Source organism: Pseudoalteromonas luteoviolacea DSM 6061, assembly GCF_001625655.1.
Taxonomy (GTDB): Bacteria; Pseudomonadota; Gammaproteobacteria; order Enterobacterales; family Alteromonadaceae; genus Pseudoalteromonas; species Pseudoalteromonas luteoviolacea.
In genome coordinates, this window is the sequence record NZ_AUYB01000013.1 from 160328 (window position 1) to 175629 (window position 15302).

Annotated in this window: 10 protein-coding genes; 8 read left to right on the forward strand and 2 right to left on the reverse strand. The window is 43.0% G+C overall.

The features are described 5' to 3' along the window. Window positions 1-24: 24 nt before the first annotated feature. The 6 genes from N475_RS01140 to N475_RS01165 all read left to right on the forward strand — a co-directional run bounded on the left by N475_RS01140 (window position 25) and on the right by N475_RS01165 (window position 12418). Window positions 25-1119 (forward strand): efflux RND transporter periplasmic adaptor subunit, encoded by a 1095-nt coding sequence (locus N475_RS01140; RefSeq protein ID WP_063364546.1) that lies wholly within the window; start codon window positions 25-27, stop codon window positions 1117-1119. A 2-nt stretch (window positions 1120-1121) separates the two neighbouring features. Then, window positions 1122-4193 carry an efflux RND transporter permease subunit gene (locus tag N475_RS01145; RefSeq protein WP_063364547.1) on the forward strand — a complete coding sequence of 1024 codons (3072 nt, stop codon included), beginning with the start codon at window positions 1122-1124 and terminating at the stop codon, window positions 4191-4193. Between the two features lie 179 nt (window positions 4194-4372). Beyond that, window positions 4373-8869 carry an alpha-2-macroglobulin family protein gene (locus N475_RS01150; protein WP_081232356.1) on the forward strand — a complete coding sequence of 1499 codons (4497 nt, stop codon included), beginning with the start codon at window positions 4373-4375 and terminating at the stop codon, window positions 8867-8869. Between the two features lie 69 nt (window positions 8870-8938). After that, complete coding sequence (gene pbpC / locus N475_RS01155; protein ID WP_227008478.1) at window positions 8939-11125, forward strand: penicillin-binding protein 1C; 2187 nt, start codon at window positions 8939-8941, stop codon at window positions 11123-11125. A 169-nt stretch (window positions 11126-11294) separates the two neighbouring features. After that, window positions 11295-11924, forward strand: a complete 630-nt coding sequence (locus tag N475_RS01160; RefSeq protein WP_063364549.1) for a J domain-containing protein — start codon at window positions 11295-11297, stop codon at window positions 11922-11924. Between the two features lie 137 nt (window positions 11925-12061). Further along, a complete protein-coding gene (locus N475_RS01165; RefSeq protein WP_063356724.1) occupies window positions 12062-12418 on the forward strand; it encodes a RidA family protein in 357 nt (118 codons plus the stop codon). 52 nt (window positions 12419-12470) lie between these two features. Here N475_RS01165 and N475_RS01170 read toward each other — a convergent pair whose 3' ends face one another. Next, window positions 12471-13856 (reverse strand): aminotransferase-like domain-containing protein, encoded by a 1386-nt coding sequence (locus N475_RS01170; protein ID WP_063364550.1) that lies wholly within the window; start codon window positions 13854-13856, stop codon window positions 12471-12473. A gap of 96 nt (window positions 13857-13952) precedes the next feature. Between N475_RS01170 and N475_RS01175 the strand changes: the two genes are divergently transcribed. Beyond that, the gene (locus N475_RS01175) at window positions 13953-14567 is read left to right on the forward strand and encodes a LysE family translocator (protein ID WP_063356726.1); all 615 of its coding nucleotides are present in this window, start codon (window positions 13953-13955) and stop codon (window positions 14565-14567) included. 17 nt (window positions 14568-14584) lie between these two features. After that, window positions 14585-15016, forward strand: a complete 432-nt coding sequence (locus tag N475_RS01180; RefSeq protein ID WP_063356727.1) for a GNAT family N-acetyltransferase — start codon at window positions 14585-14587, stop codon at window positions 15014-15016. A 111-nt stretch (window positions 15017-15127) separates the two neighbouring features. Here the strand turns inward: N475_RS01180 and N475_RS25310 are convergent, their stop codons facing one another. Further along, complete coding sequence (locus N475_RS25310) at window positions 15128-15271, reverse strand: hypothetical protein (RefSeq protein WP_155730875.1); 144 nt, start codon at window positions 15269-15271, stop codon at window positions 15128-15130. Between the last annotated feature and the right edge of the window lie 31 nt (window positions 15272-15302).

The following is a 15302-nucleotide window of genomic DNA, read 5'->3' on the forward strand; positions in this document are numbered from 1 at the left end:
TTAAGTTATTTATATTTGGATATTATGAATACAATGATTCAGTTATTTACCTCAAAACTTCTCTCGACATTTCAACCTATTTTGTTATCCACGGGTTTGCTATGGGTAACGTCTTCCATCGCTGCGACTAAGCCACCATTAGTCAAAACCACAGCAGTGGTACCTTGGCAAGAAGGTGTTCAAGGCCAACTTTCTTGCCAAGTGTCTGTTCCTCAACAGTACACAGTGGCCAGTGAAAGTCAGGCAAAATTAACCTATATGGTCAGTAGTGGTAGCTTTGTAAAAAAGGGAGACTTGTTAGCGGAGCAAGACGGCTTCTATTTACACCAATCGCTGAAAGCTCAGCAATACGAACTAACACAACAATCTGCAAACCTTGATTATCATCAACAGGAATACCAGCGCCTAATACAGCTAGGCAAAACGCACGTCTCAGCCTCAGCCATCAATGAGCATGCGCTTTCATTAAAGCTTGCTCAGCAAGCAGTCGCAGTAGCCAACAATACCATTGCAACGCTTAACAAACAGATCTCTGCTCTCAAACACTACGCACCTGACGATGGAGTAGTCACGGCCCTTCATAGTAACCTTGGAAGTTTTGTTGCGAGAGGTGAGGCTATACTGAGTTTTATCGTAACGAATAACAAAGAGTTGCATTGCGAGTTACCGCTTACTCAAGACCAACTAACCAGCCAATTAGAACACAAAGACTTCTTTCTCTCACAGTCCGTGCCACTGACTTTGAGCCGCTATTCAAGAAGTTTAAACCAGCGTCATCAAACGCAATCACTGTGGTTTAGAACTCCAAAAGAAACACCTAACTTACCAATCGGTAAGCTCGTGACTGTGCAGTGGCAATCTCAACTAAACCAACTCACCAAAATCCCCGTTCAAGCTGTGACTTTTGAACGCAATAGCGCCCATAGCTGGCGAATCAACAAACACCAAGAAGCCGAAAAAGTCGCCATTGAGGTGGTTCAAAATCAAGCTCATCATTTTATCGTTCAAAGTGATTTACAAGCAGGGGAGCAAGTTATAGTTCTGGGCCAATCTACTATTTCAGATGGCGCGAAAGTTAAAGTGATGGCAGCTGATACGTTATTCGCTCAAGGAAATTAACTATGTTGCAAAAAACATCCACAATGACACTTAAAGATAAAAGCATTTTATCCATTGCAGTCCTGATGTGCGTCTTTGCAATTGTGATTGCCAAGCAGTTAGAAAGTGCCTTATTACCACCAATTAAAAGACCTGAAATAGCGATTAACGTTACTTGGCCTGGAAAAGGAGTCGAAGAAATACAACAAACTTTGGTCTCACCTCTTGAAGAGGTCCTTAACGGCATACCGAATAGTATTTTAATGTCGACCACAGTGAGTGCAAGCAATGCCAGTATTAATCTGCAGTTTCAAGCGAGTACTGATATGCAGGCAGCCTATCTCGAAACTCTAAACCGCATTAATCAGGTACCCGGTTGGCCAAGTGAAGTACCAGCGCCTACAGTCACAAACTTTGCCTCTGGCAGTAGTGCTTCGCTTGCCTCTATGATGCTTATCAGCAATACATCAGCAACACACAGTGACTTTATTCATGCCTTCGAAAACTACTTAAAACCGGCTCTCAGCCAAATTAACGGTGTGCAACATGTAGTCACTAGCAATAACCCTACTCAACAACGAGTTGAGATCATATTGCAACACGACAAAATCAAACGTTTTGGTCTAAGCATCACCCAAATTCAAGCGCAATTAAATACACTTAACGATAGTTCTGGCGACTATATGTACTTGGGTGATAGACGTTATGCACTACACTTTTCTGGCCAAAAAAACTTTTCAGAGTTGATGTCGCTGCCCATTGCCTACCACTCTCCTAGCCTTATAAAACTCTCCGATATTGCCACAGTCAATCAACGTACTGAGCGTGAGTGGTTGTTTTCGTCGATACAAGGGAAACGCGCATTTTACATGTATTTTCAATCCGTTCCCGATGTAAATGTGCTCGCCACTTTAGCGCAAACGAAAGAAGTCATATCACGCTTAAATCAAGGACCCTTGGCCGAACTTGATATGGAATTAGTGCTCAGTCGTGACGATTCAAAAGCCATCAAAAGTGCCATATCACAAGTCTACCTTTCGCTCTTACTAGGCATTATTTTATCGAGTTTAGTGTTGTATCTTTTTATTAAACAAAGTCGTTTTGTCACTTTGATTTTTATATCTATACCAGTCTGTCTAGCGGCGGTCGTGTTGCTCATGTATTTTTTAAACTTTAGCCTTAATGTCATAAGTTTAGCGGGTATGGCACTGTCAATTGGGCTTTTACTCGACGCCAGTATTGTCGCTGTCGACAGCATTGAACAAAAGCGTCGTCAAGGAGAAACGCTCAATCAAGCCATTGTATCTGGTATTTCTGCTGTGAAAGGAGCTGTGATATCTTCAACATTATCCAGTATTGTGATTTTTATCCCCATACTTTTAATGCAAAGCCCTGAAGCACAGCTTTTTAAAGACCTTGCTTTTACAATTTCTGCTGCCCTTCTCACCTCATTAGTCAGTGCTTTGTGTTTACTTCCGATTGTCGCCAAAACACTGTTAAAAAATACCCCACACCAGCACCAGAAGCCCAGTGGCGTGAGCCCTGCCTATCACCAAATAATACATTCAAAGCCAATCGCGTTGAGTATATTGGTGGTACTGATCCCGATTGCATGTTTAATCGTATGGCAGCTTACTCCTCAAACAAACCTACTGCCAGCGGCAAAAAATCGTGCGGTACACGCCTATATCAGTTTTCAAGATCCATTGTCACCCAAAGCCACTCAAGCTCATATTGCAGAGCCGATTTTAACGCGACTGGCGCAGCAACAAAGCCAAGGCAACGCACCCCAGTATGATTTATCGGGATTATTTTGCTGGGAAGGGTTTTGTCTACTGTATTTTTATCCTCCAAAAGATTGGCATTACGATTCGTTTAGCCGCTGGCTTAAAAATGAAATTGTTCACGACTTACCAGGCGCACGCGTAACGGTTGTACAAGAGGAACTGTTGCGACTTGTTATGCCAAATGCAGGTGTAAGTTACCTAGACCTGCAAGGTGCCGAGCTCTCAACGTTACAATCGGCCGGGCAACAATTACTGCGTCATTTGCAAAATAAATTTGATGGCGCACAAATTAGAGCGGTCAGTGAACTGTCAAACAGCGTAGCAAGAATAAACTTCACCCCAAATCACCCAGCTCTATTGCGGTATAATATGAATCTAAACGATCTAAATTTGCATCTTGAGGCACTCACTCAAGGCGTGTATTTAGGGCGCTTTAATAGCCAAGGACAAAACCTTCCTTTTTATTTAAAAATACACACAGCAGAGGATCTAAAAACTTTATTGAGCAGAGAAATAACCATCGAGAATGTAGGACTTAGACCTATTTCAGAGCTCACCGAAGCCGAATTTTCTGTCGCACCAGCAAGACTGAATCGAATCAATCAACGCAGTGTTGTTACACTTAGCCTTGCACCACCAGCCAATATCAGCCAAAGCGAATTTATTACTGCAGTAAAGCAAGAAACCTCGGATTTTTTAGCCAAAAATCAATTGAGTAAAGTAAACACGACATGGCGAGGTAGTGCAGATCAACTCGATGAATTCATTAAAGAATTTAGCAGTATGTTTTTAATGTCAGTACTTATTCTTTGCTTTTTACTCCGCCTCAGCTTGCGCAACTGGCGCCAAACCGCAGCGGTGCTATTGAGTATGCCTCTTGCAATGCTTGGAGGGATGCTATGCTTGCGATTACTCGGGCTCGCTACTCATCAGCCGCTTGATATTATCACGATGATTGGATTTATTATTTTAATGGGGCTGGTAATAAACAACGCCATCTTGCTCATTAATCAATACGACTTTGCGATGCAGCGAGGAGCGACACAAAGTGCAGCAATTGTACAAGCCATTTCTATTCGTAAGCGGCCTATATTTATGAGCACGGGCACCAGTATATTTGGCATGCTACCCCTTATGCTGCTGCCCGGCGAAGGCGCTGAAATATATCGCGGATTAGCAGCCGTTATTGTCGGAGGTATGACATTCAGTGCACTTTTTAGTATGCCTTTGATGGCAGCGCTACTATCCCGAACCTGGTACCGAGAACTGAGTACTCCTACTCAACCACTTGCTACTTCAACCTCATAGCAAAGAGCAATCATTAAATCACAACATAAATGGCCTGATTTAGGTATTCAGCGCCATTTATTTTTTAATACTTTGAGACTAAGCATTTACTCTAACTTAGAATTCATTGGATAATCACCCAGTATTCATTTGAATCACTTAAACTTGTTCAAAATGCAGTTAGAATATAGGGGAAAATCATGAACATAAGGAATGTGCGAACATATAGCTTAATGTGCTTTTGTTTGCTCATGTTATTAGGCTGGCACAGTGCACTTGAAGCAAACAGCAAAACTCGCCAAACACCTCATGTAGCCATTGTTGGCTCTGGACCACTAGTACCAAAAGGTAGTGGACAAGCGATTCCAATTAGCTATAAAAACACCACAGAAGTAGATGTTGAAATCCTGCATTTAACCAGCCCCCATGACTTCTTAAATCGCTATTATTTAAACGACAACCTCTATCCAAGCGCCCTAGATCGTCTCAGTTATAGCTTCAATAGTGTGTTTGCCGATAGATTTACGTTACCAAAAAGCAGTCCTGAAGAAATCCACAGTGCCAAGTTACCGATTCCCAAACATTTAGCGTCAGGTTGGTATATTGTCACCCTTAAAGCAGCTGGCGTGTTTAATGATATTCAAATTAAACATATGCTACTTACAGAACTAGGCATACAAGCTAGGCTCCAGAAAAAACATGCTCACTTTAGTGTTAATAAACTAAATGATGGTACTCGCGTTGCAAATGCAAAGGTCAGTATCTATAGAAAGCACGAGTTAATTAGACAAGGTAAAACAGACGCTCAAGGGAATATCAGCTTTTCATTCACAGCAGAAGAAAATGACATCGTATTTGTAGAGTACATAGGCAATGGAAAGTCACCTGAAGTTGCGTTGTTACCATTAAAAGAGACTCCGCTTGATTTATCCGGTTACGCCCTTGGTGGGCGAGTATATCAAGATACTGAAGCTTATATTTACAGTAATAGAGATTTGGTAAGACCAGGCGATACATTGCCTATCAATGTTTTACTACGCGACCAAGATGGTATCGCCTTAGATAGAGAGACGCTCACCCTAACGGTTAAAAACCCACATCAAGAGCAGATTGTTAAAGAAACCTTAAACATCAGCGATGCAGGCATCTTTGAAAAGTTACTCACTACTGCCAAAGGTTGGCCTACGGGACGCTATACGGTTGGCGTACATCTAGACCCAAGTGCCAATCAATCTCTCAATGAACTTCAGTTTCAATTAGAAGAATTTGTCCCTGAACGCATGGACCTGCAAGTTGCATCAAAATCACAATTTGTTTTATCAGGACAAAGCAATCATATTGATTTAACTGGTAAATATCTCTTTGGAAGCCCTGCGGCTGGCAATCGATTCACAACGGACGTTTCTCATCACCCTATTCGTCAGTTTGCTGGGCCCTACAACGACTTTATTGTTGGCCAAGACTTTTATTTATCAAGTCGATATAAGTCACTGCCCAAAAAGCGCATGTCTGAAGAGGGAACTGCATCTGTCGCTATTTCAACACCAAGCGCGAGAAAGATTAAAAGTCCAATAGAAACCAAAGTGTTATTTGCCCTTCAAGAGTCTGGTGGTGCAGCTGTGCAGCGTAGCATGACGTTTACAAGTTGGAAGGATACTAACCTGCCCGCACTAAAACCGCTGAGTAAAACCTTCAAATACAACTCCAATGCCGCATTTGACGTTGCACTGCTTAGCCCAAATGGTCAAAAGCTCGAATCAGGCAGCGTCAAATTAACTTTGTATTATGACCAAGGCCAACACTATTGGGTGTACGAGGAAGGTATTGGTTGGAGACGTAAGAAGCAAGATCAATGGCGTAAGGAGCAGCAACTGGTTGTCGATTTAAACGCAGATACCACGCGCATTGAATTACCCGTCGATTGGGGCGACTACAAACTAGAAGCCACTGATCTCAGCTCTGGCACAAAGACCCTGCATCACTTTTATGCTGGCTGGTATCGCGGATATAGACAATACCCTGCAAAACCTGAGCACCTTCAATTATCTTTGGATAAAACGGTTTACACTGCTGGCGAGAAGGCTGAAGTGACTTTTGACTCCCCTATCGACGGTGAACTTTTAGTCACCCTAGAGTCAGACAAGGTACTTTGGAGCCAAAAATTAGCTGTAAAGCAGGGAGAAGCCAAAGTTACTTTGCCTATAAACAAAACGCTAAACCGTCACGACCTGTATGTTACCGCCAGTCTGTTCGGTCAACAGCAAAATGCACCGAAACGATACCTAGGTATTTCACCACTCAAACTGGACAGAACCGAGCGAAACCTTCAGCTTGCAGTGAGCCTCCCTGATAGCATTGAGCCTCTGCAAACTATCGCAGTTCCGGTTAAAGCGTCTGGATTAAAGCCAAATAAAAACAGCTGGGTGACAGTCTCCATGGTTGATAGAGGCATCATCAATCTCAGCCGCTTTAAGCCTCAAAACCCCCATGACTTTTTGTTCTCTCAGCGTCGTTACAGTGGCGATATCATTGATCTGTACTCTCGCCAATACGACCCTCGACCAAACCCTTTTGCACAATCAAGATTTGGTAGTGACAACAACAATAACAACACCAATCGAAATGACGACTTGGTGGAAAGTAAAACTATTCAGTTGATGTCCAGACCGGTAAAACTGATTAATGGGGAGGCACTAGTTGAACTTACATTACCAGATTACAACGGTGAAGCTCAGCTGATAGTAACGGCATTTAATGACGAACAAGTTGGTCAGTTAGTACAAAACCAAGTTATCCGTATGCCGCTTGTTGCAGAACTCAGTGTGCCGCGCTTTTTGGTTCCTGGTGACATCTCAAGCATCGCCATTGATTTACACAATGTTAGTGGCGATGCACAAAGTTTAACTGTTAATTTGCAAACAGATGCAGATATTGAGATGCCCGATAATGCTTCACGAATTGTTGCATTAGAAGATGGGAAAAACTGGAGTCACATTCAGCCTCTCATCGTGTCAAAAACCAGTCCAGATAACGTGGTCACTTTTACTTTATCAGTTCAAGGGCAAGGGGTTGATGTCAACAGAAGCTGGCGTGTGCCTATTAAATATTTAGAACCTTGGGCTACCCATGTGACCAACCAAATATTAGAGCCTGGCAAATCTATGACCGTTTCAAAAGACGTATGGTCAGGACTCATTAGTGTGCCAGGTAAAGAAGGTGATCTACTCGTCAGCCATGGGCCTATTTTTAATATCGCTGAGTTTGCAACAGGTCTCTATGCCTATCCGTATGGTTGCGCCGAGCAAACCACAAGTAAGGCTTGGCCATTTGCGCTTAAACACGCGCAGCTAGATAAATTTCAACAAAATACTTTAAGTAAAAATGCCCAACTATCTACTAATCAAGCCTTTTTAGGTGCTGCAATTAAGCGCTTAAAAACCATGCAGAAAACCACTGGCGGCTTTGGTTTATGGGGCAGTTATGCCGTGGAGAAACCTTGGTTAACAGTCTATGTTACCGACCTGCTCACACATATTGATAACAACTACCCAGAATTGGTGCCAAGCAGTATGTTAAAAGACGCGCAGTACCGTGTCTTTAGATATGCTCGTGGAGATTTTGTTGATGACTTAACAATCTCACAATCAGAAGCGACTGCAGCGAAAAGCTACGCAGCTTACCTTTCTAGTCGATTAGGGAAATTGAGTTTCAGTGATCTGGAAGCACTGAATCTGAATACCCATCCATCTAAACTAAGCCTACTGCACCTAGCTGCTGCTTACGCTAACACAGGTGCAAGCTCGCTCAGCGCACATTTATTAAACTTGTATTATAAACAGCCAAGGGTTGGGGGTTACTTTTCTGATTATGGTAGTGATATTCGTGATTCAGCACTGGCAACTCTGGCCCTCAGTGATATTGCACAGGTAAAGGATCTCCGCCATAAAGCGCAAAAGTTGCGTACTTCCCTGCTTGAGCAACTGCCCGACCAAATTGCTGACAAAGATTGGCTAAGTACACAAGAACGTGCAGCATTGCTGCGCAGTGCCGTTGCAAATGCCAAACAGAACGAGCAACATGTGGACGTAACGATAGATAACCGCCCAAATACACAACAAGGCTTGGTGACACACCCATTGACCCCAGCTCTTTCGATTGCCAATACTGGGGAGCACAATCTCTACATTCAGCAACTGGCAAAGGGCTACGTCAAGCTTGATGAGCAGATCGCTAACCAAGTCAATCCGTTTAACACCATCAAAATGAAACACTTTTTAAGGCGCTGGTTTACACTTGATGGTAAACCTATGGACGAAAATATCACGCTAAAAGTGGGTGACCGCGTAGTGGTAGTTTTGGATATACATAGTAAAGAACATATCTCGGATGCACTTATCATAGATCGCATTCCAGCAGGTTTCGTACTTGAAAATCCAGCTTTATTGCAAGATCTCGATATCGAGCAATCGTTACCGCCAAATGTCACTCTCGCTAACACTGAACATCAAGAATACCGTCATGATAGGTATGTAGCTGCCGCAGAAATAAATAAAGGAAAGCAACAACTTGCTTATTTACTTCGCGCTGAGATCCCCGGTGTTTATGGTAACCCACCGACCTTTTTTGAGTCGATGTATAAACCCCAAAAGCATGTGCTTTATAGACAGTACCCTTCTACACTTTCCATAGAGCGTTAGAGGTTTAATCAATCCGCAAGTAGGTAGTGCGGTAATGCACTGCCTACAACTCAACTTAGCCGTAGTCACATGACCCTTAAAAAAGCCCTTATCACAGTATTTTTCATGCCATTTGTGCTCATGATGATGGCCATACTCTGGCATTATCATAATCCACTCCCCCCCATTTACCCGCATGGACCTGCAACACGCATCACCGCAAGCGATCAAATGACGTTACGTGCATTCGGCGACCAACAGGGTGTACACCGTTATCATGTTGAGAACTCTGAAGTAAGTGAGTTTTACCTCGACGCACTATTACATTATGAGGATCGCTGGTTTTACTATCATTACGGTGTAAACCCTCTTTCGTTAGTACGCGCTGCCGGACAGTGGCTCACAAATGGAAGAGTGATTTCAGGGGGCTCAACACTCTCTATGCAAGTGGCAAGATTGATTGACCCTCACGATAGAACAGTTGCAGGTAAACTGCACCAAATCGCACGGGCGATTCAACTAGAGTGGCACTATAGCAAAGACGATATCCTTAACTTTTACCTCAATCTAGCCCCCTATGGTGGCAATATCGAAGGCATTGGCGCGGCTGCAATAAAGTACTTTGGTAAACATCCTAAACAACTCAATAAAAACGAGGCGGCTTTGCTTGTGGTACTGCCACAAAAGCCCTCTCGCTATCGCCCTGATCGGTATATCGATTTGGCAAAAAGTATGCGTAACAAAGTGCTTGATAGGCTAAAACAAGGTAACTTAATAGATACAGCACAGTTTGACCTACTGACAGCAGAACCCATCAATTTATTTGGTCGAACTGAACCTCATTTGGCTCCGCTACTAGGAAGGTACTTGAAAAAACAGTATCCACTTAGCCATAAAATCAATACCACTGTTGACTATGAGTTACAAAGTAAACTGCATAAACTATTGCACAGCGTCAGTACTCGGTTGCCGCGCAAAGCTTCAGCGGCAGCACTCATTGTAGAGAATCGTGATGCGAAGATAATTGCCTATCAAGGCTCAGTTAATTTTAACGACTTAAGCCGTTTTGCTCACGTCGATATGGTTCGAGCTACCCGCTCTCCTGGTTCAACGCTTAAACCTTTTATTTACGGCCAAGCTTTAGATTTGGGGCTGATCCATAGTAAGAGCTTACTCAGTGATATTCCTGCCGACTTTAATGGTTATAAACCGCAGAATCTCAATGGTTATTTCAGTGGTGCTATCACTGCTGAACAAGCATTACAAAAATCTCTGAACGTGCCAGCTATACAGCTACTAAACCGCATTTCACCAACAAAGTTTGAAGCCAACTTAGCAAAGGCCGATATTCAACTTTCACATCAAAAAGCTAACTTATCAGTTGGTTTAGGGGGAACTGGAACCAATTTGCTCTCTCTTGCCAAACTATATAGGGCGTTGGTCAGTGGAGGTGAGGTTAAAGCACTGCAAATGCTGGAAATAGACGACACACAAAACAAATTTGGGGCAGTATTAACACCCAGTAATGCAAGAATATTAAGCCCTCAAAGTAGCTGGATCTTGTTTAAAATGCTCAGCTCGCAAAGTGCACCGGATAGGGTTGTCCCCTCTATTCGCCGAGAAATTGCATGGAAGACAGGCACTAGCTATGGCTACCGAGATTTCTGGTCAGTGGGCGTCAGCACCGACTATACAGTTGCAGTGTGGGTGGGGCGACCAGATTCCAGTCCAATGTTAGGCTACTTAGGCGCCACACAAGCGGCCCCGATCATGTTTGATATTTTTGACTTGTTACCTAAAGATCATACAACACTTGTAAAGCCAACAGGGGTTGAACAAGCCTTAATCTGCTGGCCCAGTGGCAGATCAATTACGCAAGTATCCCACAATGAGTGTGCCGAACAACACCAAGCGCTGACTATAAATGGCATGACACCGCCCACAATGGATCTATACGGCGACTTTTCTTTAACACCAAATTGGCCGACTAAATTAGCGCAGTGGTTGAGTGCTAAAAAAGGAATGGAGAAAACAGAATCACACAGTCTAAATGCTCCTCCGGCAATAACTTCTTTGCAAAGTGGCCAGCATTACTATCGCTCGCAACTAGATATTTTGCCCTTAACATCCTCTTGGCCAGAAAAAACACAGTGGTTTATCAATCATCAACCTATAACTACACCGCAATTACAACTGAGCAATTATCACGGAAAAACGGTGGTTTCGGCGTGTATCAACACTTTATGTGAGCAGCAGACCATTTATATTCATCCATGAATGAAACGCTGTAAAAAGGGTGACATGGAAACTTAATTTTTTCTAAAATATGTACAAACTCAATTGTGGCAGATTTAGATTATTGTATGGGATCTGCTAAACTCTTGGTTATTAGTGCGCTTTCATCAGCGCCGCTTTTAGCTCAAGATTGAAAAAGGTGAACGTAACAGTGTCAATAGATCCTTGGAAAGTATTAGAACTTGAACCGACTTCCGATCTACAAAAGATCGAAGCGGCTTATCAGCATAAACTTGCACAGCTAGACTCTGAGTCCGAGCAGGTTAGCGAGGAGCAAACTACGGCTCTCAATCAGGCCTACCAAGCTGCTTTGCAAACTCTCAAACAACCCTTCAAGCCCGCTGAAACCAGTTTATCTCACCCACTTTTTACAGAGTTCAATGAAGATTTAACAGCGCTGTTAAGCAACGATTTGCGTCGCAATCAGCTGACAGCTTGGCAGCTATTAGTTGATCATCCTGCGGGGCAAGAACATGCTCTCAGAGATGACTTGAGCGCCCTGATCTTTGATCAAATTCTTCACTACCAAAAAACATGTGAAGATGACAAGCAATTGATCTCCAGTGAGATCCTAATTTATCTCACTGAACAGTTAGAATGGACAACGCGCGAAGATCTAAGAGCCCGTTATGGCGACAACTTTTATTACCGCATGACCCAGCAGCGCTTACCTGAACCAGAAGCGATAGCCGAACCCATTGGAGATACAGGCAACCTTGCCAATATCTTTATCGGACTGACTATTGTTTGCGCGATCGGGTTATTAATGATTTCCGTGTAACGCGGTTGCACAAAGTAAGCGCTTTTGGTGCTATCCACAATACCTGAAGGTAAAAGCCTGATGTGATAAAGTAGCTAGGAATTATTCTGACTTTGTCATATCAGCCATCGCGAATGGCACCAAACTAAGGAAACACCATGACTATCACTCGCAAACATACCAATCAGCGTATGAGTCGAATTGTAGTGCACAATGACACCATCTACCTATGTGGACAAGTATGTAAAGATGCCACTCAGGGCATCCAAGAACAAACTCAAACGATGTTAGACAAGGTAGATGCTCTATTAGAAGAAGCCAACAGCGATAAATATCACCTGTTAAGTGCCACGGTTTACATCAGTGACATGCAGTACTTTGCACAGATGAACGAAGTTTGGGATGCTTGGGTACCTGAAGGCCACGCCCCTGCACGTGCATGTGTAGAAGCCGCAATGGCAAGGCCTGAGCTACTTGTTGAAGTCTCTGTTGTTGCTGCGGTCAAAAAAGACTAAAACGCCTCTAGGGTGTGAGATTTATACGCTCCACCCACACACACCATAACAGCTAAATCACGATATCAGCGCGCTCTGTTAATTGCGTTAGTGCATCTTGCAATCGAGTCATGGCCACGTCAAACTCCACCCGGCTGGCTGGTCCGCCTAAAGTAAAGCGGATCCCATTTAACGTTGTGGGTTCATATTTCGAGCCAAACACATCTAACGTCCGCACCAATACACTATGACCTTTTAGGTGCGCAGCAATATAGTGCATATTCAGTTCATCAGGCAGCATCAGACAGACATTTAGCCCTGCAAAACGTGCGTGTAAATCAAAACGCGCCAACACATTATGAAGTGCTTGCTTTCGATACCTCAACTCATCAGCAAGTTTATTTTGTACATATTCATACTCCTTCCCCTGAATGGCACGCATCAGTAATTCAAAATTCATCATTGAAACAGACCAACACTGCGCATGAATTGCATTAATCACCGACTGCTGCCAAAGCAAAGGGGCAAGCACATAGCCCGCTCTTAAACCACCACTGAAATACTTTGAAAAACTGGCAATATAAAAAACTCTATCCGGTGCTTTTTGCCACAACGGTAATCGCCACATCTCGGGTAAGCAATAGTTAACATCATCTTCCAATATGAAGAAATGATACTTACGACTCATTGCTAACAAAGCGGCTAACTTTTCGTCGCTATATTGTATATTGGTCGGGTTTTGGCAGTTTGGGGTGATATAAATTGCTTTAACTGAACACGATTGGCAAATACTTTCCAATGCTTGCAGATCAATACCGTCTTCCAGCATTGGCACACCTTGATATTGTATATGAAGACTTTCACACGCTTTGAAAAAACCAGGGTATGTGAGCGCTTCATGCAGCACTATATCTTGAGGTTCACATAAAGCAGATAAACAAGCGAAAATTCCTTGCTGTGCTCCCTGAGTGAAGACGATATCGTGTTGCTCACAATCAAACCCTTTGAGCTTTAACCATTCTCGATAAAAGCGTTGATGTTGTTCCAAGCCATTTAATTTGTATGTCATTACCTCACTGAGGTCCGCAACATTACTAGAAAGCGACTGCATGGCCGCAGCCATAACTGCATCTTGTCCCATGCTAGGTTGTACACTTGATGCAAGGTCACTGACACCTTGAATCATATTCACACTGCTACGTTTAGACACATAAGTACCCGCCCCCAGTTTGGCACTGACATACCCTCTCTGCTCCAGAAGCACATAGGCACGTGTCACGGTGCCATGCGTAATTTTAAGGCTGTCAGCCAATGTCCTTTGAGCTGGTAACCGCTGCTCAAAACACAATTGTTTTTTATCAATGGCTTGTTCAATTAATTGAGCCAATGCCATGTATTTTGGTTGCTCTTGAGCAAGTCTATTAAACGCTTCAATCTCAGGGTGCCAAATTGTATTCATAACAATAAATAAATTGATGACTAATTGTATTTATGACACTAATGAATAACAGAGCAAATAGCAACAATTGTATCAATACAATATAGGAGAACAATAATGCCAACTGCGGATCTTGTCGCTCTAATACCTGCCCTTGTTATGTTTAGTTTTGCAGCTTCAATTACTCCAGGACCAAACAATATATTGCTGACTTATTCAGGCGCACATTTCGGGATCAGAAAAACGGTGCCTCATATCGCGGGAATTCGCGCAGGCATGACTTTGATCCACCTTATCATGCTCATCGGACTAGGCCAGATGCTGGTTAGTAGTCCCGGTTTGCATATGTTTTTTAAACTGTTAGCCAGCGGTTATATCTTGTTTTTGGCTTTTAAGATCTCTCAAAGTAGTGCACCTAGTAGCCTTAAAAATGAAAAACATAGGCCTATGTCATTTTTACAAGCGGCCATATTTCAACTTATAAACCCTAAGTGTATTGCAACACTTCTTTCACTGAGCACCGCATTGACCTTACCCGGCGAGCTCTATTGGCCATCAGCTGTACTTGGTGTACTGATGTTTAACCTCATCGCTCTGTTCAGTGGCTTCAGTTGGATTTACTTTGGTAAGGTCATCAGTCAACGGCTGCAAAATCCAAAGCATCAAAAATACTTTAATTACGTTATGGCTGGCCTGTTGCTCGCTTGCCTCCCCCTAATTCACATTAACTAAATATTGAGAGGCTAAACATGAAACTAACTAACCAATTGAGCAAACAGCAATTTAATGATGTGTATTTGTTTCTCTCAAAAAGGAGTTATTGGAGCAAAGGTATTAACCAAGATAAGCTCCGTACCGCACTGGACAATTCACTCTGCTTCGCCTTAGTTGAAGGGGGGCAACTTATCGCCTTTGCTAGGGTGGTCAGCGACTTTGCTACGTTTGCTAACTTATTGGATGTCTTTGTGCTTGAACCATTTCGTGGCAAAGGGTTTGGCAAAAAGCTTATTGATGCCGTCGTGACCCACCCCAAGTTACAAGGATTAAGACGCTTTACACTCGCAACCCATGATGCCCACGATTTATATCGACAATTTGGCTTTGAATGTCCAACCCAACCAGAGTTTATGATGGAAAGATATGACAAGGAGGTTAATAAACGCGGTACAAATACTGTGTAGATCACTGCTAACTAGAACTTTATATTAGCTGGCTGGTACACCAACCAGCTAATAGGCAGAAGTGGTGAAGCTGATTTATGTTGATTCAGCTATCAACCCATCAATAGGTAATTACTTACCTGTATGGGTTTGCGGCTTACATGGAAAATAGCAACCAGTGATCACTGCCCCACCAGCCACTTTGGCCGTTGCTGCAATTTCAACTTGCTTATTGGAAAGATTAGCCAGCTTTTTTGATTTTAATGTAAGTTTCATGATTATTTCCCAGGGCAAGATCATGAACTTT

Coding starts and splice junctions, on each gene's coding strand:
- pbpC (WP_227008478.1), top strand. CDS start 8,939: ATGACCCTTAAAAAAGCCCTTATCACAGTATTTTTCATGCCATTTGTG.
- N475_RS01165 (WP_063356724.1), top strand. CDS start 12,062: ATGACTATCACTCGCAAACATACCAATCAGCGTATGAGTCGAATTGTA.
- N475_RS01145 (WP_063364547.1), top strand. CDS start 1,122: ATGTTGCAAAAAACATCCACAATGACACTTAAAGATAAAAGCATTTTA.
- N475_RS01140 (WP_063364546.1), top strand. CDS start 25: ATGAATACAATGATTCAGTTATTTACCTCAAAACTTCTCTCGACATTT.
- N475_RS01175 (WP_063356726.1), top strand. CDS start 13,953: ATGCCAACTGCGGATCTTGTCGCTCTAATACCTGCCCTTGTTATGTTT.
- N475_RS01180 (WP_063356727.1), top strand. CDS start 14,585: ATGAAACTAACTAACCAATTGAGCAAACAGCAATTTAATGATGTGTAT.
- N475_RS25310 (WP_155730875.1), bottom strand. CDS start 15,271: ATGAAACTTACATTAAAATCAAAAAAGCTGGCTAATCTTTCCAATAAG.
- N475_RS01170 (WP_063364550.1), bottom strand. CDS start 13,856: ATGAATACAATTTGGCACCCTGAGATTGAAGCGTTTAATAGACTTGCT.
- N475_RS01150 (WP_081232356.1), top strand. CDS start 4,373: ATGAACATAAGGAATGTGCGAACATATAGCTTAATGTGCTTTTGTTTG.